This window comes from Thiovibrio sp. JS02, from assembly GCF_053485635.1.
In genome coordinates this window covers 3,200,785-3,223,221 of the sequence record NZ_CM130715.1, presented here as the reverse complement: position 1 = coordinate 3,223,221, position 22,437 = coordinate 3,200,785, and the positions used below count along the sequence as shown (strand labels likewise).

The following is a 22,437-nucleotide window of genomic DNA, read 5'->3' as shown; positions in this document are numbered from 1 at the left end:
GGGTAAGGGAATCGGAATGTCAGGTCAAGAAAAAATGTGTTAGGGTTTTTATTTCATCTGTTCGTCAGGCTGACATCGCCTGAGATGACCGTATGGGTATTCCCGGCCTGGTCCCGGATGTGGAGGATGCCATCCTCGTCCGGTCCCAGGGAAAGGCCGGTAACGATGGTTCCCTGGCTGCCGAGCCAGGAGACTGTTTTGCCGGCATGGATGTCCCGCTGTCGCCACTGCCGGAGAATTTGCGCAAAGCCGCCCTGCTCAAGCCTGCCCAGCACCTCCTCCAGCTCGGCGACAATGACGGCCAGGAGCGGGCCCCGGGCAAAGATGCGGCCGGTCTCGGCAAAAAGGGAGGTTGCTTTGTTCGAGAGTTCGGCCGGAAAGGCGTTTTGGTCGGTATTGATGTTCACCCCGATGCCGATCACCGCCGCCGGGCTTGCCTGCCCGGCAAGGGCCTCGGTTTCGGTGAGGATGCCGCCGCATTTTTTCCCGTTCAGATAGAGATCATTGGGCCATTTAAGACCCAGGGCGATACCGACCTCTTTTTCCACGGCCAGGCAGACTGCCAGCCCTGCCGCCAGGGTGATCTTTGGAAAATCCACGGGGAGAAGCGCCGGCCGGACCACGCAGGAAAAATAAAGCCCGGCGCCGGCCGGCGAGGCCCAGAACCTCCCCAGCCGGCCGCGACCCGCGCTCTGGCTCTCCGCCACGACAAGGGTGCCGGCCTCAACCCCGCTGTTTTTGAGAAGCCCCAGGGCCACGCTGTTCGTCGACTCGGTATGGGGCAGAAAATGCACCCGATGCGGACCCAACCTGCCGGCGCTGCTCAATTCCACCCAAAGCGTATCCGCCATCATCTCTTTCCTTTCCGTCGACACCCGGCGGCATCAGCAAAAAGGGCAGGCCCCGCGGCCTGCCCTTTTACGAGTCTTTCGCCTTACCGTTGCTTAAAAATCCTCAAACGCATCATCGTCAAAGGGGATGACCTCCTCGGGCTTTTTGCCGCCCGCGGAGTTGCCGGCCGGGGCAGCCAATTTTTTCACCGGCTTGCCGCCAGGAGGATTGGTCTGTTTGCCCTTTGCCGACGGCAACGCCGGGCCGGCCTTCCGCCTGCCACTTGCTTTTTTGCCCGTCCCGGTCGATCCGGCACTGCTCTGCCTGACGCCGACAATCCCGGCCAGGGAATGCACCAGGGCATTAAGCTCCTTGGCCTGACCGGAAAGCTCTTCGCTTGCCGAGGCGGCCTCTTCGGAGATGGCGGCGTTGGCCTGCGTTACCTTGTCTACCTCGGAAACCGCCAGGTTGATCTGGTTTACCCCCACGGCCTGTTCGTCGCTGGCAACCGTGATTTCCCTGGCCAGATTGCTCACCTTTTTCACCCCATCCACAATGGTACCGAGAATCTCTTTTACCTCCGCAGCTGCGGCCACGCCGTTGTCTGCATTTTTCTGCGATTCCTCGATGAGCTGCGCGGTCTGCTTGGCCGCTTCGGCGCTGCGCAGGGCCAGGGAGCGAACCTCCTCGGCCACCACGGCGAAGCCGGCGCCCGCCTCCCCGGCCCTGGCCGCCTCAACCGCGGCATTCAGGGCAAGCAGGTTGGTCTGGAAGGCGATTTCATCGATGGTCTTCATGATGATGGCGGTCTGATCCGACGACTTTTTGATGCTGCCGATGGCATCGGTCATCTTCACCATGCTGTTCTGGGCCACCTCGGCCGAGCTTCTGGCGCTCTCGGCCATCCGGCTGGTCTGGTTGACGTTTTCCGCGTTCTGCTTGCTCATGGAGGAGACTTCTTCCAGGGCGGAGGAGGTCTCCTCCAGGCTGGCCGCCTGCCGGGTGGCGCCGTCCGCCAGTTCGTTGCTGGCGGACGATACCTGATTGGCGGCATCAAGCAGGTTGTCCGCCCCGCGGGTCAGATCGGAGATGACCCGGCTGATCGGCTTGATCACCGAGTTGGCGACAATCCGGATCACCAGGGTGGCAAAGAGCACCGCCATGATGATGAGGCCGAGCACCACAAGCTGACTGCCCTTCCGGAGAGAGTCGCTCAGCCGTTTATCCGCCTCGGTCAGGGATTGAATCACCTCAAAGGCGCCGTGGATCTCGCCGACCTTCCAGTTTTCCATGGGCCCGCCGGTGGGGTCGACACCCTGGGAATTTCCCCAGAGAGCCTGGGAGGTTTGCGGATCACCATGGCAGAGCATGCAGGTCTCGCTCAGGCGAACGGCCCGGAAGTAGCGGACCGCATTCATGGCCGGATCGATTTCATAATATTCGTCCAGATTCTGCTCGCCCATCAGCTTGAGCGCCTTGGCCTCCAAGGGATCCGGCTCATTTTTCGGATTTCGCGGGTGAAACTTGGGAACCTTGAAGGTATACCCCCCCTCTTTCGCCTTGCGCATGGCGGCGTTCCAGGCGGAAACCACCGGCACCGCGGCCAGCACCTTGTCCCGCTGGCCCAGTTCCGCCATCTCCCGGAGCTTTTCCGCGGTAAACAGGCCCAGCTCCCACTTGGCCTCCATTTCCTGACGGGTGGATTCTGCGGTCAGGCAGATGGCCCTGGCCTTGTCGGTAAAGGATTGTACGGTTTTTTCCCGGGATTCGGCGGCATAGAGCCGGAAGAGGATCACAATGAGGATGGTGGGCAGACAGACGCCGACCAGCACGATTTTCCCACGCAAAGACCACTGCTTAAGATCCATTCTTCTCTCCATCGGAATATGCCGGTCCGTAATTGGCTGGCCACTGCCCTGCCCCTCGGCGCCGCAAATCACTGCGTTCGTTCTGGCCGTTTGTCCCCAGTGTGGAAAAAATGGGGATTTTCCGCAAGACTAAATTGTGCAGCGCTGCACTTCGGCGCTGACTCCCACCTTGCCGTAGTTGCTGGCTCCGCATTCGTTCTTGCCCAGATCCATGGTGTCCGCCTCCTCGGTGCTGACCTTGAGCCAGCCGCCGTTCACCCGGCGGATTTCCGCATATACTCCGGGCTGCGGCCGCATGTTGTCCTGGATGAATTCGGCAAATTTCTTTTCATTGGGCAAGCGGAAGGCAATGACGTTTTCGCGCAGATCGCCGAGCTTCGCGGCAAAGATCCGCGAACAGTTCGCCTCGCGCCAGCTTGTGTAATGGCCGGGCAGAACCAGCACTTCGTCGCTCAGATCGCGCATCCGCAGCATGAGGGTGAGATAGAGTTCCCGCGCCCACTCCTGCCACTTGCCTCCCAGATCCGGCCGTCCCGCCGTGTTGATGAAGATGGTGTCACCGCTCAAAAGATACTTGTCGTCAATGAGATAACAGGTGCTGCCCATGGTGTGCCCCGGGGTATGCAGGGCAACCACTTTGGGTCCTTTCCTGCCGAAGGCATATGCTTTACCCGAAACGATGGGCTCATGGGGAAAGGAGGCTCCCTCGAAATCAAGACTGTTGACCATGGCGGTGCAGCCTTTTTCCTGGGCAAGCGCCGGGCTGCCGGAAATATAGTCTGCCTGCCGGTGGGTTTCGAAGGTTTTCACAATCCTGGCGCCATGTTTTTTGGCGATTTTCCTGTAGGCGTCGATGTTGCGGGAAGGATCAAAAACCATGGCCTCCTTCTGGCTGATGAGCAGGTAGCTGCACGAAGCCTTGCCCGGGCGGATAAACTGATAGAGGGTGTAGGCATCGCCCTCCTGGCTCACCTTCTCCGGCACCAGGGCGTTGCCCCAGCCGACAATCCCCTGCGCGAGGTAGCCCACATCGGCAAAACCGTTCTGAACGAGAAGGTCGGCCACATATTTGGCCGAGCCTTCCTTGGCGCAGACAATGCGCACCTTGTAGCCCTTGGGGATGCGATCGATGCTGCCCTGCACATCCTCCATGAAGTTGAAATACGGGATATTGATGTAGGGAAAAAACTCCGGGCCCTCCACGCTCCAGTTGCTGAAATCCTTTTCATTGCGGACATCGAGCAGAATGAAATCCGGCTTATGGCTGATCCAGGAAAAAAGGTCATTGGCCGTGTAAAGAAAAGGCATCTTTGCGCTCATGGCTCCTCCAGAAATTAATATTGAATAAATAATTGATAATTATTACTATCAAAAACCTGTGATTTGCAACTCCTTTCTTGGCCCCGTGTTTCATATTTGTTTTTCGCATGTCACAAAAATGCGTTATACCAAATAGTATGGCAGAGAACCAGAAACAGGGGGAAATCTTTTTCTTCAGGTGTGACCGTATTTCATGACCAGTAATTCCGAAATCGCCGATTTTTTCGCCTGGCTTGCCTTTCCGCTTGCCATCGTCGACCGGGCCGGGAAAATAGAAGCCTGCAACGATGACTGGCTTGCCTTTCTCACCCAGTTCGCCTTGCCGCATGGCCGCGTCGGCGACACCCTTGCCGGTCTTGTCGCGGCCCGGGCCGGCAGCGAAAAAATAGAAACTTTTTTCCGGGGCGGCGAGAAAAGCCTCGCCTGCACACTGTATCTGGCTGAAAACCATTCGCCGGCCACGTTACGGCTTGTTCGCCTGCCGGCCCGCTTCGGAGGGTTCTACGCCGCCGAACTCCATGCCCCCTGCACCGACCCCTCCATCCTCGGCAGCGAGGAACGGCTGCGCAGCCTGCTCGATGCCATGCCGGATATCGTCTGCTTCAAGGATGGCGAGGGCCGCTGGCTTGAGGCGAACAAGGCTGATCTGGACCTCTTCCAGCTCACGGGCATCGACTATCGGGGCAAAACCGATGCCGACCTCGCCGCCTTCAGCCCCTTTTACAGGGAGGCGTTTCTGGCCTGTGAACAAAGCGACAACACGGCCTGGCAGAGCGGCAAAGTCTTGCAGGGCGAGGAAATAATCCCCCTGGCCGCCGGCGGCTATAAAGCCCTGGAAATATACAAAATTCCGCTTTTTCATCAAGATGGCAGCCGGAAGGGGCTGGTGGTCCTGGGCAGGGACATCACCTCCTACAAGGTGACCCAGGACATTCTCCTCCGCCTGCGCCGGCAGCAGGAGATCGTGCAAAAACTCCTGCAGATCAGCTTCAAGGACGCCTCCCTTCTGGACCAGCTCCGCGAGGCCCTCGACCTCATCGTCGAAATCCCCTGGCTGCCGCTGACCGCAAAGGGCGGGATCTTCCTCCTGGACCGGGCCCGCCCCGAAACACTCTCCCTCTCGGTACACAAGAACATGGACCCCGCCCTGCTCAGGGAGTGCGGGACCATCAGCTTCGGCGAATGCCTCTGTGGCAGGGCCGCCCAGGAACGGCGCTTCATCTTCGCCCCCCATCTGCCGGAAGAGCACCTTTCCCGCTATCAGGGCATGGACGACCAGAGCCATTACATCATCCCGATCACCAAGGAAGAGCAGACCCTCGGGGTGCTGATGCTCTATGCCGAGGCCGGCCATGCCTGCAGCGAGCCGGAACAGCAGTTTCTGGAAACCGTGGCCCAGACCCTGGCCCTGCTCATCGAGCGGCAGCAGGCTGCGCAGCGGCTGCTGAGCAGCGAGGCCAACCTGAGCAAGGCCCAGCAGATAGCCCAACTCGGCTATTGGGATTGGCATATCCCGGAAAACACCCTGCTCTGGTCCGCGGAGGTCTACCGGATTTTCGGCCTCTCCCCCGAGGAAACAGCGCCCAGCTATGAAAAATTTTTAAGCCATGTCCACCCCGACGATCGCCGGAAGGTGCAGGACGCCGTTCAGCACTCCCTGGAAACCCGTGCGCCCTACAGCATAAATCACCGCATCATCCTGGATGGCGCCTTTCGCGAATTGCATGCGGAAGGCGAGGTGGAATTCGCCGAGAATGGAACGCCGGTGCGCATGTTCGGCACGGTCCAGGACATCACCCTGCTCAAGAAAAGCGAGGAACAGCTGGCCCAGGCCGCCCGGGTCTTCGACAGCAGCATCGAGGGAATCACCATCACCGACGCCAACGGCATTATTCAGTCGGTCAACCGGGCCTTTACCCATATCACCGGCTACCGGGCCGAGGAAGCCATCGGCAAACGACCGAGCATCCTGAAATCAGACCGCCACGACGCAAAGTTTTACCAGGATATGTGGTCCACCCTGCTCACGGCGGGCCGCTGGGAAGGAGAGATCTGGAACCGCCGGAAAAACGGCGAGGTGTACCCGGAGTGGCTGACCATCACCGCGATTACCGACGACTATGGCCAGCTTACCCATCATGTCGCGGTGTTCCACGACATGAGCCAACTGCGCAGCTACGAGGAGCAACTTCATTTCCACTCCTACCACGACGCCCTCACCTCCCTGCCCAACCGCCAGCTCATGCTGGACCGCCTCACGGTGGCCATCGGCCATGCCCAGCGCTCCGGCAAACACGTCGCCGCTCTGGTCATTGATCTTGATAATTTCAAGCATATCAACGACAGCCTCGGTCATACGGTGGGCGATGTGCTGCTGCAGCAGGTGGCCGAACGCCTGAAAACGTGTCTCCCGGCGGACAACACGGTGGCCAGGCTGGGCGGGGATGACTTCGCCGTCCTGGTCGAGGAGTGCGCCGACGAGAAAGAAGCGGTGCTGCTGGCGGAAAAAATCATCGACGCATTCATCGCCCCCTTCAACCTGACCATCTATGAATCCTTTGTCACGGTGAGCATCGGCATCACCTATTCTCCCACCGATGGCAACGACGCGGAAACCCTGCTGAAAAACGCGGAACTTGCCATGTACCGGGCCAAGGATGAGGGCAAGAACAAGTATCAGCTGTTCACCAAGGCCATGAACGCCGCGGTCGTCCACCGCCTCTCCCTGGAAAACAATCTGCGCAAGGCTCTGGAACGTAACGAATTCCTGGTCTATTATCAGCCCAAGGTTTCGGTGGCGTCCCGGGAAATCACCGGCATGGAGGCGCTGATCCGCTGGAAAACCAAGGACGGACGCCTGGTTTCTCCCCTCGACTTCATCCCCCTTGCCGAAGAAACCGGCCTGATCGTCGCCATCGGCGAGTATGTGCTCCGGCAGGCCTGCCTTGACACCAAGAGGTGGCTTGGGCAAAAAAATGATCTGACCGTGGCCGTCAACCTTTCCACCCGCCAGTTCATGCAGGAGGGCCTTGTGCAGCGGGTAAGCCAGATCGTGGAAGAAACAGGGCTGCCGATCTCCCGTCTGGCCCTCGAAATCACCGAGAGCGCGGTCATGGCCAACGAGCAGACAGCCCTGGCCCTGCTTCTTGAACTGAAAGAGCTGGGGGTCTGTTTGGCCCTCGATGATTTCGGCACCGGCTATTCATCCCTCCACTACCTGCGGCGCCTGCCCATCAACACCCTGAAGGTTGACCGCTCCTTTATCAAGGATCTGCCCCATGAGGAAAACTCGGTGGCCATTGCCACGACGATCCTTGCCCTGGCCCAGGCCCTGAAGCTTGAGGTGGTGGCGGAAGGCGTGGAAACCGTCGAGCAGCTCGCCTTTTTGCGCAAACTCAACTGTACGGAAATTCAAGGTTTTCTCTACAGCCCGCCCTTGACCGCCGAGGCTTTCGGCGAACTGTTGCAAAAAAAGAACCCCTTCGGCAGCACAGCGTAAGAGCTCGCCCCGCCTTAATTGTGCCGGAGACAGGCCATGAAACTGACGGACATGACCCTCGGCGAACAGCTCAAGATGACGGAGCGGGAAATCAAGCGCCGGCTTGAGTTGCTCGCCCTCGGGGAGAAGGAAAAGCAGAAACTGCGCGACTGCAAACCCCTGATCGCGCCCATTGTCGATGATCTGGCCGAGAAGTTTTACGCCCAGCAGTTGGAGGAGGAGGAGATCGCCAGCCTGATCGGCGACGCCGAAACCCTGGCCCGGCTGAAAAAACACCTGTGCCGTTACATCCTCGCCCTCTTTGACGGCGAATACGGCATGGAATATGTGCTTTCCCGCCTGCGGATCGGCCTGGTCCACAAGCGCATCGGCGTACCGCCAAAGCTCTATGTTTCATCCTTCCGGAATCTGCTGAGCCTCCTGCGACAGCAACTCTTCACCGGCAAGGGCGGAGGCGGCGACTGCAAGGATCGGTTCGAGGCCCTGGAAAAAATCATGTTTTTTGACCTGGAGCTGGTCTTCGACACCTATATCTACAGCCTCATGGAAGAACTGGCCCGCGGCAAAAAGGAGCTTGAGGTGTATGCGGAAAGCCTGGAAAAAACCGTGGCCCAGCGCACCGCGGAACTGGCGAGGCTGGCAAGCAGGGACGGACTCACCTCCCTGTTGAACCAGCGCAGTTTTTATGAAGAGCTGAAGAGAGAAATCGCCCGCACCCTGCGGACGGAAAGCGGGATTGCCCTGCTCTACCTCGACCTGGACGGCTTCAAGGCGGTCAATGACACCCATGGCCACCGCCGGGGCGACGATATCCTGCTGGCGCTTGCCGATCTCATCCGCAGGGTGGTGCGAGAGGAAGACATTGCCGCCCGCTATGGCGGCGACGAATTCTGTATCATTCTCCCGCACAGCGGTTTGTCCCAGGCCCAGGAGGTGGCCAGCCGCCTCATTGACGGCTTTAGCCAGGACCCCTTGCTGAATAACGCCAACGTTACCCTCAGCATCGGCATCGCCTCGGAAAGGCACGGGGAATTGCGGGATGGCGACCTGCTGGTCAAGCAGGCGGATGCGGCCATGTACGAATCCAAAAAACGGAAAGGCCACGCCGTGACCGTGGCCGGCAAATAACGCCGCCTAAAGCGTCACCCGCCACTCCTTGCGGAGCCTGGCCAGGGCCGCATGGTTGGTCAGATCCAAATGGAGCGGGGTTACGGAGATATATCCTCCGGCAATGGCCTGGGCGTCGGTGTCCTCGCCAGCATCCCAGAAAGGCGTCCCCCCGCCGATCCAGTAATGCTTCCGGCCCCAGGGATCGAAGGTTTCCTTGATGGCGTCATCATAGACCCTTCTCCCCTGCCGGGTAAAGCGCACCCCTTTGATCTCCTCCTCCTTGCGGTTCGGCACATTGACGTTGAGCAGGGTATCCTTGGGCAGGCCATTGACCAGGATCAGCCGGGCCAGCTTCGCGGCAAAGGCGGCGGCCGTTCTGAAACAGCAGGACTCTTCGCCGGCCAGGGAGACGGCAAGGGAGCACACGCCGAGCATGGTGCCTTCGACCGCGGCGGAAACCGTCCCGGAGTAACTGACGTCGTCGCCGAGATTGGGGCCGGGATTGATGCCGGAAACCACCAGCCGCGGTTTTTCCGCCAGGATCCTGCCCATGGCAAGGGTCACGCAATCGGTGGGGGTGCCGTCCACCGAATACCGGTCCCCGGCAAGGGCGCGAACCCGCAGCGGCCGCTTCATGGTCAGGGAATGGCTGACCGCGCTGTTGTCCTGCTCCGGCGCCACGACCACGATCCTGCCCACTTCGGCCAGGGCCTCGGCCAGGGCCGCAAGCCCTGGGGCCTGAATGCCGTCGTCATTGGTTACGAGTATCACGGGTGCCATGGCTCCTCCAGATCGGTTCCGGGCTTGTGATCGGAAAATGGGAGTCCATCCCCGTAAAGCCTCTTTCTCTTCCTTCATTTCTTATAACTTTTACGCTATATTAGGGCAACGTCCGCTTTCCAGAACAGAAAAATACCCACAAGGAGAAGCCATGCCCTACGTCAGCATCCGCTTGGCCGGCAAATTGAGCAAGGAACAGAAAGAGGAGATGTGCGCGCAAGTCACACGGGTCATCAGCGAGGTGACCAAAAAGCCTGCCGACTCCATTCTCATCTTCGTGGATGAGGAGCAGCACGAAAACATTGCCATGGGCGGAAAACTCCTGGCCAAGCCGTCCTGATGGCGCAGCTCTCCCTGTTCGCAAAAATCGGCAAGGAAGAGGCGGCCCGGCGGCTTCTGAACCTCCGGCAGGATCTGAACCTGCACGCTTACCGGTACCATGTGCTCGACGATCCTCTCATTGCCGATGCAGAGTATGACGCGCTCTTTCAGGAGCTTCTCGCCCTGGAGGCGCAGTATCCGGAACTGATCAGCCCGGATTCGCCGAGCCAGCGGGTTGGCGGCGCTCCCTTGAGCCAGTTCGCCACGGTACCCCACCGGCTGCCCATGCTCAGTCTGGAGAACGCCTTCGGCGCCGAGGATCTCCGGGAATTCTCCGAAAGGATCCGTCGGTTTTTGAAGGGCAGCGAACCCTTGAGCTATATGACCGAGCCCAAGCTCGACGGCCTGGCCGTCGAGCTGGTCTACGAAAACGGGCTTTTCGTCCTCGGTTCCACCCGGGGCGATGGCTGGCTCGGGGAGGATATCAGCCAGAACCTCAAAACCATCCCCGCCATTCCCCTGCGCCTTCTGGAAGCGGAAGGAATCGAAATTCCCCCCCGCCTGGAGGTGCGCGGCGAAGTGTTCATCGGCCTTGCCGATTTCAGAAAGTTGAACGAGGAGCGAGCCATGGCGGGCGAAAGCCTTTTTGCCAACCCCAGGAATGCGGCGGCCGGCTCCCTGCGCCAGCTTGACCCGAAAATCACCGCCGGCAGGCCCCTTGATTTTTATGCCTACGGGGTCAGCGACCCTGCCGGGCTGCCCTGTGCAAGCCAGAAGGAACTGCTCGCCTATCTGGGCAGGCTGGGCCTCAAGATCAACCCCCTTGTCATGCTCTGCCCGAGCCTGGCTGCGGTGATCGCCCAGTTCGAGCTGCTCCTGAAAAAACGGCAGACCCTTGCCTATGATATCGACGGCATGGTGGTCAAGGTGAACGACTTCAGCATACAGCAACGGCTGGGCACCAAGGCGCGCAGCCCGCGCTGGGCCATTGCCGCCAAATTTCCCGCCTCCCAGGCCTCGACCAGGCTGCTTGGCGTGGAATTCAGCGTTGGCCGCACCGGTGCGGTGACGCCGGTGGCCATCCTGGCGCCGTTGCAGCTCGGCGGCGTGACCGTGAGCCGGGCCACCCTGCACAATGAGGATGAAATCCGACGCAAGGGGCTGATGATCGGCGACACCGTTCTGGTCCAGCGCGCCGGGGACGTTATCCCCGAGGTGGTCAAGCAGGTGAAGGAGATGCGAACCGGGGACGAACAGCCCATCTGCATGCCCTCCCTCTGCCCGGAATGCGGCCACCCCCTGTCCCGGGCCGCCGAAGAGGCCGTTACCCGCTGCGGCAATGCCCACTGCCCGGCGCAAAGGCTGCGGGCCCTGACCCATTTTGCCGGCAAGAGCGGCATGGATATCGAGGGCCTGGGCAAGAAGGTGATCGAACAGCTTGTCGCGGCAGGTCTGGTCAAGGATATTCCGGACATCTACCGCCTGCGGGAGGAACAACTCGCCGATCTCCCCGGCTGGGGCGCCAAGTCGGCGGAAAATGCCGTCCGGGCCATCGAGGCCAGCAAAAGGCCCTCCCTGGCCAGACTGATCGCCGCCCTGGGCATCCGCCATGTGGGAGAGGTAACCGCCCAGCTCCTGGAACAGCGTTTCGGCGACCTTTCCGCCCTCTCCCTGGCCAGGGAAAACGATTTTCTGGAAATCGAGGGAATCGGGGCACAGGGGGCGGCCAGCCTCGTTGACTATTTTCAGGATCCGGCCGTGCAGGAGATGCTCACCGAACTTGCCTCCCTCGGGGTCCGCGGCCAGGAACCATCACCGTCGGAAAGTAGCGGCCCCTTGGCCGGCTCTCTTTTTCTCTTCACCGGCGGGCTTGCCGGCTTGTCCCGCGATGAGGCCAAAGCCCGGGTGAAGGCCCTGGGCGGCCAGGTCGCCTCCACCATCAACAGGAAGGTGACCCACGTGGTTCTAGGAGAAAATCCTGGAAGTAAGTTGACAAAAGCCCGGGAATTGGGCTTGACTGTCGTGACCGAAGAAGAATTTTTGCGGCTGATCGGCCGCTGAACGTGGAATGCACAGGCAAGAGAGGGGTGCGTATGGCCAGAAAGCGGGTGGTGGCCCGGGTCGAAGGAATCGTGCAAGGGGTCTATTTTCGTGATTATACGCAAAAAGAGGCCAGGAGCCTCGGCTTGAGCGGCTGGGTGCGCAACCGGGCTGACGGCTCGGTGGAGGCTGTACTTGAAGGGGAGAGCGAACAGGTGGACAAAATGCTCGCCTGGCTCGAAACAGGTTCGCCAATGGCCCAGGTCGAAAAGGTCACCTGCAGCGAAGAGCATCCCCTGGGCGACACGGCCCCGTTTGCCATCCGCTATCATTGAGGCGGCTTGCCCATCGCCCATCCCAATTGACATTTTTGCCTATCTGGCGTAGAATCGCGGCTCTTGAATAATGGGGATGCCCCCTCTTTTTTTGGCGAGGAGTAGAATGGAAACAGGCATGATAACCCCCCGGGGGGTTCCTCAAAAAAGCGGTACGCGCATCCGTTGCCCCCACTGCGGGAACGATGTCGATTTCTTTGAGATAGCGGACGGGGTTGTGCTGACCACCCGTTACCTGCAGAATGCGGACGGCAGCTTCACCCAGGAAGGCGATGAGTCCCAGGTGCTGGGTGAGATCAAGTTCTTCTGCGGCGAATGCAACCAGGACCTTTCCCAGTATCACCAGCACTTTCTGGAAATGCTCTTTTGATGCAAAAGCGGCGGGTTGTCACCGATAACGCCAGCCTGCGTTCCCTCTATAACGAGCTTACGGCCGGAGATCTGGTGGTCGGCCGGGTACGGCTGCGCGCCAGCGAGGAGGTGCTTCTTCTCGACCTCGTCGAACGCGGGGTGCAACTCTTTCCGGCCGCCCTGGCCCAACTCGCCAGCCGCTCCAAGGCCCTGCAGGCCCGCCTTTTTTCCTCCTGGATGCTGCCCCTTACCATGGCGGTCCATGACCTCCATGACCTGCGGGAGGCCATGAACATCTATGCCGTATGCAGGACAGGGGCGGTGGTGACCAAGCTGGACCGGAAAAACGCCGGCCAGGGCATTTTCCGCTGGTCCTGCCTGGAGGATGTTTTCAACCAGGCCTCCCTCGGAGTGCTGCCCTTCCCCTTCGTCCTGCAGCCGTTTGTCGCCGAGACCGAGGATATCCGCGCCGTCTTTCTGGACGATTACGTGGAAGCCTACCGCCGGGAGAGTCCCCTCAATTTCCGCAACAACATGCACTTCGGCGGCCTCAGCACCCCCTGCGCCCTGACGGTCGAGCAGCAGCGGATCTGCCGGGCGGTCATGGAACGGGGGAAGTTTCCCTATGCCCACATCGACCTGATGGTTGGGAAGGGAGGAGACACGTATCTGAGCGAGATCAACCTGCGGGGGGGAATCAGAGGCGCGCGGATCAAGGCCCGGGAATATCAGGCGCGGATTGCCGCGATCCACGCGACGGCAATGGCGCAGCTGGGACGCTGAAGCAAAAAAAAGAGGAGAAGGCGTTTGCCTTCTCCTCTTGCCGGAACAAAACTGATCCGAAGCGGTGCGGATTAAACGCAGCCGGTCGGCTTGGGCAGACCAGCCATCTTGCAAGCGCCCTTACCCGGTCCGGAGGGGAACAGCTCGTAGATGCGCTTCAGCGGGAAGCCGGTGGTCTTGGAAAGGATACGAACCATGGGAGCGATACCGTTCTTCTTGTAGTACTCCTGCAGAGTGTCGATAACCTTGCGGTGCTCGTCGGTGAGATCGGAAATACCTTCTACACCTTTTACGTACTCAACCCAATGCTCATTCCATTCTTCCATGCCTTTGGTAAGGAAGCCGTCTTCGTCAACGGTGAAGCTTGAACCATTATGCTCGATCGTGGGCATGATACTCCTCCTTGCTGTAAGATTAACTATTATGTGAAATGTACCTTATTCGCTGATTTAAGATGCCATTGAATACTATATGCTTTTCCCTTTGTCAAGCAGTCGCTGTTCTATTTTTTTCAAAACATGAATAACTATTCAGAATAATTGTCGTAAATGGATTTCCCCCCGCCGAATCCGGCTCGGATTCGGCCCTTTTCAGCGCATTTTTCCCAACCCCGCAACCAGCCGGGAAAAAATCTCCGGGGCAAAGCCCCGCTCCTTTTCAAGATGCGGGGCCAGGGTGGTTTTCGGATTGAAATTCTGCAGTTTGAGACGGGCGTTTTCGCCGCCGACCTGACGGGACCAGACATGGATATCCGCTTCGGAATGGAGAAAGGGGGCCACGGTCATCCGGAACTCATGGGCGACTCCGCTTTCCCGCAGCAGCGCGATGCTTTTTCTGATTCCACCCAGATCCACCCTGGCGCCGGCACAGCGGTCATATTTTTCCTGGACCAGGGGCGCTTTCACATCCATGGCAACCATGTCGAGCAGGCCGTCGGCAAGAAGGGCCTCAAGCACGGCCGGGCGGCTGCCGTTGGTATCGAGTTTGATCGCCCATCCCTCTGCCTTGAGATGGGCGATCAGCTGAGGAAGGCCTGGAGACAGGGTCGGCTCGCCGCCGGAGACGCAGATGCCGTCCAGCCATTTCCGGCGCGGGGCCAGGCGCTGGAGGACCGTCGTAAACGGGATGCTCTCCAATCCCTCCGGGGCGAGGACCAGGGGGTGATTATGGCAGAATGGGCAACGGAAGTTACAGCCGCCCACAAAGAGGATGGCGCAGAGTTTGCCCGGCCAGTCGATGAAGGAGGTTTCCAGAAACCCCTTGATCGCGGGCAGGGAGGCGGCGGAACGCGAGGGCGATGAGGGCCGGGACGGGGAGTCTTTCCCGTTGATGCGCCGGCCTCCCCCCCCCACGAGCGATTCCCCGCCAGCTCTTATTGCAGAGCGCAGCTGCCGGACTCGCAATGAGCCTGGCGCGTTACCCGCTTGCCGGATACGCCGTACCGGGCGGCGCGATCCAGCAGATGTCTCTCGATATGGGCGAACTCATGCACCGTGGAAGAGTCGTCCAGCACCAGGATCGGCAGGGTTTTCCGCGCCGTCTCCACCAGGCCGTGCCAGGCAAGATGTGCCAGGGCGCCGGCGTCGTTATTGTCGAGCACCTCGATGTGCACCTCCATGGCCATGAGATCGAATTGTTTTTTCAGTTGCCTGCACAGGATGCAATCATCCTTGGTGAACAGTGTCATGCGCGTCCCCTCCTTAGTTGTTGAAACGGTTGACGTTCCGGTAACGGTCGTGCAGCTCGCCGAGCTTGCCCTTGTTCCAGCTGGAAATCTTGGTGAAGTAGCCGGTGATCCGGGTGATGCCGTCCACGTTTTTCGAGTCGCAGTAGGGGCAGCTCCCGCTCAACCCCCGGCTGGTCTTGCCGCAGTCGATACAGGCGGTAAACTCCGGCGAAAAAGCGATCTGGTCATTCTGGGTGTGCCGGAAGACCTTGATCACGAAGCTGGCCAGCGCCTCCTTGTCCGGTTGGGCCTCGCCGAGCCAGATATGGGTGATGGAGCCAGCCTCGATCAGGGGATGGAACAGCCCCTCCTGCTCCACCCGGGCAATGGGGCTCATGTTGGCGCCCACGTTGAACAGGGTGGAATTGGTGTAATAGACTTCGCCCCGCGCCCTATCGCCCTGAATCACCTTTTCCGCGTCGGCGGAAAAATGGGCCAGGTCCAGCTTGGCGAAACGGAAGGCAGTGCTCTCGGCCGGGGTCTGCTCGAGAACGAACTTCATGCCCATGGCTTCCGCCAGCTTGTTGCAGACGATGTTCATGTGGGCGATCACCTTGAGGCCGAACTTGATGGCGGCCTCGGAGTCATGCATTTCTTCGCCGAGATGAACCCTGATCAGTTCGTTCAAGCCCACCATGCCGATCAGGAATGAGCAGCGATTCAGCTTGAGATAGGTCTGGCCGTCAAGGTCCATGGCCAGAAGGGAAAGCGGCCCGCCCTTGCCGAGGGCCATCAGCCGCTCGATGAACTTTTTCTTCTGCTCGTGGGCCTTGGCCGCAAGCTGCAGCTTTTCGGTGAGAAGCTGAAAAAGCCTGGTATCGTCGCCCTTGGCCCGGTAGGCGAGGCGCGGCAGGTTGATGGTGACGTTCTGCAGGGCCGAGTAGCGCATCTTCCAGGGTTGTTTGGCATCCTCAAGGTCGGTGGCTTCGAGCTTGAAGCTCAGGCGGCAGCATTCGGAGATCTTGGCGGTTTCGCCGCGGTCAAAGACAAAATAGGTGTTGCCCTTCACCGAGGCCACTTCGCAGATGTGGTGCAGAAAGTCCATGTGGCCTTCGGTCTTGAAGAATTTCTCGGTGATGTGCACCAGCGGCTTGGGGAAGAAGAAGGGCCGCCCGGCGGCATCTCCCTCCTTGTACACCTCGAACAGAGCCCAGGCGAAGCGCTGGGCCTGTTTTTCGTATTCGCCGTAGGTCTTGCCGGTATAGGTGCCGCCGGGGCCGATGGCCTCCACGTTTTCAAAGTGCTTGGGCACCTCCCAGTAGATATTGACATCGGAAAAAATCGCCTGGCCACCGCGGGCCACGGCCTGCTGGGAAAATTCGTAGATCATCATCTGGGCGAGCTGCTTGACCTCGTAATCGCTCAAGCTCTCCAGATAGGGCGCATAGAAGAGGTTGATGGCGTCCCAGCCGATGGCGCCGGCGAAGTGGCTCTGGAGCGCGGCGGCGAACTTGACCATGTGGGCGAGCAGCACCTCGGCATGCTTGGCCGGCTTGGCCATGGAAAGGGCATGGGGCAGGTTCAAGCCGAACTTCTTGATGTACTCCAGGGACTGACCAGAGCAGTAGGGCCGGTCGATGAAGCCCAGGTCGTGCAGGTGCAGGTCGCCGGAGAGATGGGCGTCCGCCACATCCGGGGAAAAAACATGCAGCAGGGCATACTCCTTCTTGATCCCCTCGGCCAGGGTCAGGTTGGTGGCCTCGGGTCCGTGCGGCACGTTGGCGTTTTCCTTGTTGTGCTGGACCAGGAGCTGGTCCACGTCGTAGAGAGGCACCCCGAGGCGGGTATGCATGCGTCGGGCCTCCTCCAGCCCCAGCTCCAGGAGCTTGGCATTGACCATTTCGCGGATCAGCGGGCCGGTGACGGTCTTGACCCTGCCCTTCTGGATGGTCGCCTCGATATCCAGGCTGATCTTTTCCGCGGTATCGCGGTCGATGAAGGTTTCCCGCAGCAGGGCCTCGACAATGCGGTGCCGGTCCCAGCCGGTCATGTCGTCCTGGGAGGAGCGGACAAAGAGGGCGAGATCGGTGCTGTCCTCCTTGAACATCTGCTTGTTCTGTTCCGGCCGTCCCTTCTCCGCATTGAGTGGCATCACGACTCCCATTCCCCGCTCCTTCCTGGTGATAAAGAAATTAGTTGAAAACTTCCCCTCCTTTTACAGCGGAAACACGATATGTTGTGTTTCGGTAACCATTATTGCACTACAGGTAGTGGGGTAGTCAAGGGAAAAATCCCGGGGGAGGAAAAGATTTTTTCTTGTAAAATAAAGTGGTTAAAAACGAAAGAACTTAACGAAAAGCTTATATTCCCGACACTACGGGCAGATGCCCCGAAGCGGGCGGGAAAAGGGGGCGAGGCAGGGGCGTTATTGCCGCCAGAGGATGGTGTCCCGCAGGCAGTGGCGGTCATCGGCCCGGGGAAAATCCGCCAGATAATGGAGGCCGCGGGACTCCTTGCGGCTGCAGGCGCAGCGGACGATGAGCTCGGCCACCTGGGCGATGTTGCGCAGTTCGATGAGGTCCGGGGTGAGGATGTAGTCGTGGTAATGCTGGTTGACCTCGTTTACAATCACCTGCAGCCGCTCCTGCACCAGATTCAGCCGCTTCAGGGAGCGGACAATGCCCACGTAGTTCCACATCAGCCGCCGGATCTGGTCCCAGTTGTGGCTGACCAGGACGTTTTCCTCGATGCGTTGCGCCGCGCCGGGAGACCACTCCGCCACCTCCGGCAGGCAGGCCTCCTTCAGCCCGGGCCATTCCCGCTGGCATTCCAGAAAGGCCTGGTGGGCAAAGACCACCGCTTCGAGCAGGGAGTTGCTGGCCAGGCGGTTGCCGCCATGGAGCCCGGTGCAGGCGGTTTCCCCAAAGGCGAAAAGGCCCTCGATATTGGTGCGGCCCCAGTGGTCGCTGAGCACCCCGCCGCACATGTAGTGGGCGGCCGGCACCACCGGGATGGGTTCCCTGGTCATGTCGATGCCCAGGGAAAGGCATTTGTTATAGATGGTGGGAAAACGTTTTTTCAAAAACTCCGCGGGCTGATGGGTGATGTCGAGATAAACGCAGTCGTCGCCGCTCATCTTCATCTCGCTGTCGATGGCCCTGGCCACCGTGTCGCGGGTGGCCAGGTCGCCCCGGGAATCGTACTTGTGCATGAAGGACTGCCCGCGCTGGTCGATGAGGCGGCCTCCCTCGCCGCGCACCGCTTCGGAGATGAGAAAGTTCTTCACCCTGGGATGGTAGAGGCAGGTGGGATGGAACTGGACAAACTCCAGGTTGGCCACTTTCGCCCCGGCCCGGTAGGCCATGGCAATGCCGTCGCCGGTGGCGATGTCGGGATTGGTGGTGTAGAGGTAGACCTTGCCGGTGCCGCCGGTGCAGAGCACGGTGACCTTGGCCTGGTAGGTGTCGATCCTCCCCGTGGCCCGGTCAAAAACATAGGCGCCCAGGCACTGGTCGGTGAAGCTGTCGTGGGGCTGATAGGGAGTGCCGGTTTTGGAGCTGACCAAAAGATCCACGGCCAGATGGTTTTCCAGCACCGTGATCTTGGGGTTGTCCGCCACCCTGGCCAGCAGGCTCTCCTCGATCATCCGGCCGGTAAGATCCATGGCGTGCGCGATGCGGCGGGCCGAATGCCCCCCTTCCCGGCCCAGATCGAGGTGACCCGGATCAACGCCGTCGTGCTGAAAATCGACCCCGAGACGGATCAGTTCCCGGATCCGCTCCGGCCCGTTTTCCACCACCAGCCGCACCACATCCTCATGGCAGAGGCCGGCGCCGGAGCGCAGGGTGTCTTCGATATGGAGGGCAAAGGAATCGTCGGCGGAAAGCACGGCGGCGATGCCGCCCTGGGCCAGGTTGGTGGCGGTATCCACCTTGGCCTTCTTGGTGATGATGGTGACCCGCCCCAGAGCCGCCGCCTTGATGGCAAAGGAAAGGCCGGAAATGCCGCTGCCAATGACGAGAAAATCGGTGCTGTATTTCATGGCAGTCCCCTCCGGAGGTGGCGGAAATCGGCAGGCCCTTTTGCGCGCCCGGGTTAACCGCTTGACAGCACCCGGCAAAGTTCAGTAAAGAGGAGACTGTCCGCAATACTTCTCATACGCTTCAGCCCCCTCCTGTTGTGTCCGGGTTCCGCCCTTCACGGTAAAGGGTTTACATAGCGCGGAGGCTGCAAGATGGCAAGGATTCTTCGCAATGACCCCTTTGAAACTGGTGATTTTCGACTGTGACGGCGTGATGTTCGACTCCAAAAACGCCAATCGGGTGTACTACAACCACATGCTGGAACATTTCGGCCACCCGCCCATGGATGCCGAGGAGCTTGAATACGTGCACATGCACCATGTCATGGATTCCGTCCGCCACATCTTCCGCAACTATCCAGACGACCTGGCGGCGGCGGACGAGTACCGCCAGGGGCTCGATTACACTCCCTTCCTGCGGCACATGATCATGGAACCGGATCTGCCGGAATTTCTCAACTTTTTGCGGCCCCGGCGCAAAACCGCCATCAGCACCAACCGTACCTCGACCATGGCTTCGGTGCTGAACATGTTCCGCCTGGCCGATCTCTTCGACAAGGTGGTGACCGCCTTCGACGTGGAACGTCCCAAGCCGCACCCGGAAGCGCTGCACCAGATTCTTGCCCATTTTCAGTGCGGCGTCACCGAGAGCATCTACATTGGCGACTCCCAGGTGGACCGCGAGCACACCGAAGCGGTCGGCATGCGGCTCATCGCATTCAAGAACCAGGCCCTGCCCGCGGAATATCATGTGCAGAGCTTCATGGAAATCAGCCGGCTGCCCATTTTTGGTTAACCAGCCGGCCGCGGGACGGAAAACACGCAAGGAGGCGCCATGAGACTGGAGGTGTCGCACCGGATCCTGGTGATGGGGCCGGACCTGGGAAAAAGCATGGCCCACGCCCTGCGCTTTCTTGAGCGCACCCCCCTGGTGCAGTATGACTCGGCCCGGGCGATCGCCGCCGAGTCCTGTCCGGGAACCGACAGCCGGTTCTGGCCCTGGCTTGAAGAGGGAATCGCCGCGAACCGCCAGGTGCTGGCCAAGCTGTTCGCCGACCTGCGCGCGGCCGGCACCAGGGATTTTCAGGATCTGCTCCACCTGCCCCAGGGCTTTCAGAGCAAGATCATCCACACCGCCGCCCACATCCTCGACGGCTTTTTCGGCATCGACAGCGTGTTCTACAACCTGGCCGAGGATTCCCACTGGCTCAGCGAAACCCTGCGCAACCAGATAACGGCCGCGCCGGAAGAATTCTGGCTGATCAAGCTGGTGGCCACCCTGGAGGCTTTAGAGCACGGCAGCGTCTCCTCCCTGCGCTCCTTTGAGAAATAACCGGGCCCGCGCACCGGCAGCCATGTTCACGCAGGCAATCCTGTGCCGCCTTCGCGTTAAAAAAATGAGCGGTTCTTGAAAGGAACCCGCGAGCCGGGTCAATCCTCCCGGACGCGCGGCTGGGGAAACCGGGACGGCTTCAGTCGTAGTGGTGGTGATGATGGTGGTGATGATGGTGCTCCTGTTTCGGGCCGCCGATCTCGGCCAGAGCCTTTTTCAGGATCGCATCGGTGGCGGCCATGCTTTCCACGGCCTGCTCAAGAATGCCGGCCAGGGACCCCTTTCCTTCGGCCCGCGCCTCCTGTGCCCATTTTTTGAACTCCGCCCCATGGTTCTCGTTATGTTCGATCCAGTGGGGCAGAAGCACCTGCAGCTTTTCAACGGTCGTTTTCGGATTCATCTCAGGCTGTTCCTCCTGTTTTTGTCACGGTTACCCTGCCTTTCAGAAAATCAACGGAGCGAACCGCGCCGCCCTTGATGAGCCTGGGCTCTTCAAAGAGAGCGGAAACCCGCACCCCCTCTTCGGTGACCTCCAGAAAAGAGGCATTTTCCAGGAATACCTCCTCCTTGCCGTCCTGTTCAAGGATTATGCTCATCTGGCACATGATTCGCCTCGTTGCGGTATCGTTTTTTCACTTTGCCGTGGGGGAAAATACAATATAATAGGATTTTCCCGCTTTTTCATGCAGATTTATTTATGGCGGCGTGACAGATAACCTTAAGACTTTGCAATGGCGCGCCGCCATGGGTTTTCGCTCCGTACCCCCTCAACTTTCAGGTACCGGCGCGCCCTCCCTGGGGAATTCGCAAAACCATCGGCTTGCGCGCCCCATGACAATGTTTCTGACGAGAGATCCCATGCTCCTTGATTTTCCCGCCATAAAAACACTCCTGGCCACCAGCAAAACCATCGCGGTGGTGGGGCTTTCCCCCAAGGAATCCCGGCCGAGCAACATGGTGGCCCGTTATCTCATCGAGGCCGGCTATACGGTGATCCCGGTAAACCCCGGCCAGAAAGAGATCCTGGGTCTTCCCTGCTATGCCGATCTTTTCGCGGTGCCGGTGCCAGTGGACATCGTCGATATCTTCCGTCGCTCCGAAGACGTGGAGCCCATCGTGGAGGCGGCAATCCGCATCAAGGCGAAAGGCGTCTGGATGCAGGAGGGCGTGATCAACGAGGCGGCGGCTGAAATGGCCAGGGCCGCCGGCTTGACCGTGGTCATGGACCGCTGCCTGAAAACCGACCATGCCGGCCTGTGCTGAGGGAGACTCCCTTGTCCGGCCCCAAGCGCCCCAGCATGCTCTCCTCCCTGCTGACGATCATCGCCCTGGCCTACTTCGGCCTCTGCCTCCTGCTCTTTTTTCTGCAGGACCGGCTCATCTACTATCCTGCCGCCAGGATCGAGACGACTCCGGCCGCCATCGGTCTTCCTTTCCGCGCGCTCCGGCTCCTCACCGCGGACAACCTCAAAATTGCCGCCTGGTTTGTCCCGGCGGCCAATCCCCGCGGCGCGATCCTTTTCTGTCACGGCAACGGCGGCAACATCTCCCATCGCCTCGACTCCCTGCGCATCTTCCATGCCCTCGGCTATTCCACCCTGATCTTCGACTACCGGGGCTATGGGGAAAGCGAAGGCGCCCCCAGCGAGGCTGGGACCATGCTGGATGCCCGGGCCGCCTGGCGCTATCTTTGCGAAGAGGCGGGTTTCGCCCCGCGGGATATCGTTCTTTTCGGCCGCTCCCTGGGGGCGGCGGTGGCGGCCCGCCTTGCCGCCGAGGTGCGCCCGGCCGCCCTCATCGTCGAGTCCGCCTTCACCTCGGCGCCGGACCGGGCGGCGGAGCTCTTTCCCCTTCTGCCGGCCCGCTGGCTCTGCCGCTACCGCTACGACACCCTGGCCGCTCTTGCCACGATTTCCTGCCCGCTCCTGGTGGTGCACAGCCCGGATGACGAGATCATCCCCTTCAGCCACGGGGAAAGACTCTATGCGGCGGCAAAGCCCCCCAAGCGTTTTTTGCGGCTCCGGGGCGACCACAACAGCGGTTTTCTGACCTCCGGAAACAGCTATGAGGACGGGCTGGCCTTTTTTCTCCATAACAACCCGGAAAAAAATCTATAATT

Annotated in this window: 22 protein-coding genes; 11 read left to right on the top strand and 11 right to left on the bottom strand. The window is 60.1% G+C overall.

Features of this window, described 5'->3' with window-relative positions; genetic code table 11:
• Window positions 1-53: 53 nt before the first annotated feature.
• The 3 genes from ACUUL3_RS14770 to ACUUL3_RS14760 form a co-directional block, all read right to left on the bottom strand.
• Window positions 54-854 carry a biotin--[acetyl-CoA-carboxylase] ligase gene (locus ACUUL3_RS14770; protein ID WP_448552614.1) on the bottom strand — a complete coding sequence of 267 codons (801 nt, stop codon included), beginning with the start codon at window positions 852-854 and terminating at the stop codon, window positions 54-56.
• Between the two features lie 90 nt (window positions 855-944).
• Window positions 945-2,699 (bottom strand): methyl-accepting chemotaxis protein, encoded by a 1,755-nt coding sequence (locus tag ACUUL3_RS14765; protein WP_448552613.1) that lies wholly within the window; start codon window positions 2,697-2,699, stop codon window positions 945-947.
• A 129-nt stretch (window positions 2,700-2,828) separates the two neighbouring features.
• Window positions 2,829-4,019, bottom strand: a complete 1,191-nt coding sequence (locus ACUUL3_RS14760; protein WP_448552611.1) for an MBL fold metallo-hydrolase — start codon at window positions 4,017-4,019, stop codon at window positions 2,829-2,831.
• A 193-nt stretch (window positions 4,020-4,212) separates the two neighbouring features.
• Here ACUUL3_RS14760 and ACUUL3_RS14755 point away from each other — a divergent pair, with 193 nt between their 5' ends.
• Window positions 4,213-7,518, top strand: coding sequence for an EAL domain-containing protein (locus ACUUL3_RS14755; protein ID WP_448552609.1), 3,306 nt, complete (start codon window positions 4,213-4,215; stop codon window positions 7,516-7,518).
• A gap of 36 nt (window positions 7,519-7,554) precedes the next feature.
• Complete coding sequence (locus ACUUL3_RS14750) at window positions 7,555-8,646, top strand: GGDEF domain-containing protein (protein WP_448552607.1); 1,092 nt, start codon at window positions 7,555-7,557, stop codon at window positions 8,644-8,646.
• 6 nt (window positions 8,647-8,652) lie between these two features.
• Here ACUUL3_RS14750 and surE read toward each other — a convergent pair whose 3' ends face one another.
• Window positions 8,653-9,408 (bottom strand): 5'/3'-nucleotidase SurE, encoded by a 756-nt coding sequence (gene surE / locus ACUUL3_RS14745; protein WP_448552605.1) that lies wholly within the window; start codon window positions 9,406-9,408, stop codon window positions 8,653-8,655.
• A 151-nt stretch (window positions 9,409-9,559) separates the two neighbouring features.
• Here surE and ACUUL3_RS14740 point away from each other — a divergent pair, with 151 nt between their 5' ends.
• The 5 genes from ACUUL3_RS14740 to ACUUL3_RS14720 all read left to right on the top strand — a co-directional run bounded on the left by ACUUL3_RS14740 (window position 9,560) and on the right by ACUUL3_RS14720 (window position 13,238).
• Entirely contained in the window at window positions 9,560-9,748 is a 189-nt protein-coding gene (locus ACUUL3_RS14740) for a tautomerase family protein (protein WP_448552603.1), read from the top strand.
• A complete protein-coding gene (gene ligA / locus ACUUL3_RS14735) occupies window positions 9,748-11,790 on the top strand; it encodes an NAD-dependent DNA ligase LigA (RefSeq protein ID WP_448552601.1) in 2,043 nt (680 codons plus the stop codon). Before ACUUL3_RS14740 ends, ligA begins: the two co-directional genes overlap by 1 nt.
• 32 nt (window positions 11,791-11,822) lie before the next feature.
• A complete protein-coding gene (locus ACUUL3_RS14730; RefSeq protein WP_448552599.1) occupies window positions 11,823-12,104 on the top strand; it encodes an acylphosphatase in 282 nt (93 codons plus the stop codon).
• A 106-nt stretch (window positions 12,105-12,210) separates the two neighbouring features.
• On the top strand, window positions 12,211-12,474 hold the full coding sequence (locus ACUUL3_RS14725) for a hypothetical protein (protein ID WP_448552597.1): 264 nt from the start codon (window positions 12,211-12,213) through the stop codon (window positions 12,472-12,474).
• Window positions 12,474-13,238 carry an ATP-grasp domain-containing protein gene (locus ACUUL3_RS14720; RefSeq protein WP_448552595.1) on the top strand — a complete coding sequence of 255 codons (765 nt, stop codon included), beginning with the start codon at window positions 12,474-12,476 and terminating at the stop codon, window positions 13,236-13,238. The genes ACUUL3_RS14725 and ACUUL3_RS14720 overlap by 1 nt, the downstream gene beginning before the upstream one ends.
• Before the next feature lie 71 nt (window positions 13,239-13,309).
• Here the strand turns inward: ACUUL3_RS14720 and ACUUL3_RS14715 are convergent, their stop codons facing one another.
• The 5 genes from ACUUL3_RS14715 to nadB form a co-directional block, all read right to left on the bottom strand.
• A complete protein-coding gene (locus tag ACUUL3_RS14715; protein WP_448552594.1) occupies window positions 13,310-13,630 on the bottom strand; it encodes a TusE/DsrC/DsvC family sulfur relay protein in 321 nt (106 codons plus the stop codon).
• 198 nt (window positions 13,631-13,828) lie between these two features.
• Window positions 13,829-14,590, bottom strand: a complete 762-nt coding sequence (locus ACUUL3_RS14710; protein WP_448552592.1) for an anaerobic ribonucleoside-triphosphate reductase activating protein — start codon at window positions 14,588-14,590, stop codon at window positions 13,829-13,831.
• Between the two features lie 20 nt (window positions 14,591-14,610).
• The gene (locus ACUUL3_RS14705) at window positions 14,611-14,925 is read right to left on the bottom strand and encodes a hypothetical protein (RefSeq protein WP_448552590.1); all 315 of its coding nucleotides are present in this window, start codon (window positions 14,923-14,925) and stop codon (window positions 14,611-14,613) included.
• A gap of 13 nt (window positions 14,926-14,938) precedes the next feature.
• Complete coding sequence (gene nrdD / locus ACUUL3_RS14700; RefSeq protein WP_448552588.1) at window positions 14,939-17,068, bottom strand: anaerobic ribonucleoside-triphosphate reductase; 2,130 nt, start codon at window positions 17,066-17,068, stop codon at window positions 14,939-14,941.
• Between the two features lie 261 nt (window positions 17,069-17,329).
• Complete coding sequence (gene nadB / locus ACUUL3_RS14695) at window positions 17,330-18,946, bottom strand: L-aspartate oxidase (RefSeq protein ID WP_448552586.1); 1,617 nt, start codon at window positions 18,944-18,946, stop codon at window positions 17,330-17,332.
• 211 nt (window positions 18,947-19,157) lie between these two features.
• On the opposite strand from nadB, the gene ACUUL3_RS14690 reads away from it, so the two are divergent.
• Together ACUUL3_RS14690 and ACUUL3_RS14685 are read left to right on the top strand one after the other, a co-directional pair.
• Window positions 19,158-19,781, top strand: coding sequence for an HAD family hydrolase (locus ACUUL3_RS14690; RefSeq protein WP_448552584.1), 624 nt, complete (start codon window positions 19,158-19,160; stop codon window positions 19,779-19,781).
• Window positions 19,782-19,820: 39 nt separating this feature from the next.
• Entirely contained in the window at window positions 19,821-20,318 is a 498-nt protein-coding gene (locus ACUUL3_RS14685; protein ID WP_448552582.1) for a hypothetical protein, read from the top strand.
• A gap of 139 nt (window positions 20,319-20,457) precedes the next feature.
• On the opposite strand, the gene ACUUL3_RS14680 is transcribed toward ACUUL3_RS14685, so the two are convergent.
• Both ACUUL3_RS14680 and ACUUL3_RS14675 read right to left on the bottom strand, forming a co-directional pair.
• Window positions 20,458-20,718, bottom strand: coding sequence for a hypothetical protein (locus tag ACUUL3_RS14680; protein WP_448552581.1), 261 nt, complete (start codon window positions 20,716-20,718; stop codon window positions 20,458-20,460).
• A 1-nt stretch (window position 20,719) separates the two neighbouring features.
• Window positions 20,720-20,923 (bottom strand): CooT family nickel-binding protein, encoded by a 204-nt coding sequence (locus ACUUL3_RS14675; protein ID WP_448552579.1) that lies wholly within the window; start codon window positions 20,921-20,923, stop codon window positions 20,720-20,722.
• Window positions 20,924-21,176: 253 nt separating this feature from the next.
• Between ACUUL3_RS14675 and ACUUL3_RS14670 the strand changes: the two genes are divergently transcribed.
• Both ACUUL3_RS14670 and ACUUL3_RS14665 read left to right on the top strand, forming a co-directional pair.
• Window positions 21,177-21,581 (top strand): CoA-binding protein, encoded by a 405-nt coding sequence (locus ACUUL3_RS14670; RefSeq protein ID WP_448552577.1) that lies wholly within the window; start codon window positions 21,177-21,179, stop codon window positions 21,579-21,581.
• Between the two features lie 35 nt (window positions 21,582-21,616).
• The gene (locus ACUUL3_RS14665; RefSeq protein WP_448556501.1) at window positions 21,617-22,435 is read left to right on the top strand and encodes an alpha/beta hydrolase; all 819 of its coding nucleotides are present in this window, start codon (window positions 21,617-21,619) and stop codon (window positions 22,433-22,435) included.
• Window positions 22,436-22,437: the final 2 nt, after the last annotated feature.

Bases quoted from the DNA above. Each gene is read 5' to 3' on its own strand.
- ACUUL3_RS14750 (WP_448552607.1), top strand. From the start codon at position 7,555: ATGAAACTGACGGACATGACCCTCGGCGAACAGCTCAAGATGACGGAG.
- surE (WP_448552605.1), bottom strand. From the start codon at position 9,408: ATGGCACCCGTGATACTCGTAACCAATGACGACGGCATTCAGGCCCCA.
- ACUUL3_RS14720 (WP_448552595.1), top strand. From the start codon at position 12,474: ATGCAAAAGCGGCGGGTTGTCACCGATAACGCCAGCCTGCGTTCCCTC.
- ACUUL3_RS14665 (WP_448556501.1), top strand. From the start codon at position 21,617: ATGCTCTCCTCCCTGCTGACGATCATCGCCCTGGCCTACTTCGGCCTC.
- ACUUL3_RS14675 (WP_448552579.1), bottom strand. From the start codon at position 20,923: ATGTGCCAGATGAGCATAATCCTTGAACAGGACGGCAAGGAGGAGGTA.
- ACUUL3_RS14705 (WP_448552590.1), bottom strand. From the start codon at position 14,925: ATGACACTGTTCACCAAGGATGATTGCATCCTGTGCAGGCAACTGAAA.
- ACUUL3_RS14715 (WP_448552594.1), bottom strand. From the start codon at position 13,630: ATGCCCACGATCGAGCATAATGGTTCAAGCTTCACCGTTGACGAAGAC.
- ACUUL3_RS14725 (WP_448552597.1), top strand. From the start codon at position 12,211: ATGGAAACAGGCATGATAACCCCCCGGGGGGTTCCTCAAAAAAGCGGT.
- ACUUL3_RS14690 (WP_448552584.1), top strand. From the start codon at position 19,158: ATGACCCCTTTGAAACTGGTGATTTTCGACTGTGACGGCGTGATGTTC.
- ACUUL3_RS14770 (WP_448552614.1), bottom strand. From the start codon at position 854: ATGATGGCGGATACGCTTTGGGTGGAATTGAGCAGCGCCGGCAGGTTG.
- ligA (WP_448552601.1), top strand. From the start codon at position 9,748: ATGGCGCAGCTCTCCCTGTTCGCAAAAATCGGCAAGGAAGAGGCGGCC.
- ACUUL3_RS14740 (WP_448552603.1), top strand. From the start codon at position 9,560: ATGCCCTACGTCAGCATCCGCTTGGCCGGCAAATTGAGCAAGGAACAG.
- ACUUL3_RS14685 (WP_448552582.1), top strand. From the start codon at position 19,821: ATGAGACTGGAGGTGTCGCACCGGATCCTGGTGATGGGGCCGGACCTG.
- nrdD (WP_448552588.1), bottom strand. From the start codon at position 17,068: ATGGGAGTCGTGATGCCACTCAATGCGGAGAAGGGACGGCCGGAACAG.
- ACUUL3_RS14730 (WP_448552599.1), top strand. From the start codon at position 11,823: ATGGCCAGAAAGCGGGTGGTGGCCCGGGTCGAAGGAATCGTGCAAGGG.
- ACUUL3_RS14755 (WP_448552609.1), top strand. From the start codon at position 4,213: ATGACCAGTAATTCCGAAATCGCCGATTTTTTCGCCTGGCTTGCCTTT.
- ACUUL3_RS14765 (WP_448552613.1), bottom strand. From the start codon at position 2,699: ATGGATCTTAAGCAGTGGTCTTTGCGTGGGAAAATCGTGCTGGTCGGC.
- ACUUL3_RS14760 (WP_448552611.1), bottom strand. From the start codon at position 4,019: ATGAGCGCAAAGATGCCTTTTCTTTACACGGCCAATGACCTTTTTTCC.
- nadB (WP_448552586.1), bottom strand. From the start codon at position 18,946: ATGAAATACAGCACCGATTTTCTCGTCATTGGCAGCGGCATTTCCGGC.
- ACUUL3_RS14670 (WP_448552577.1), top strand. From the start codon at position 21,177: ATGCTCCTTGATTTTCCCGCCATAAAAACACTCCTGGCCACCAGCAAA.
- ACUUL3_RS14680 (WP_448552581.1), bottom strand. From the start codon at position 20,718: ATGAATCCGAAAACGACCGTTGAAAAGCTGCAGGTGCTTCTGCCCCAC.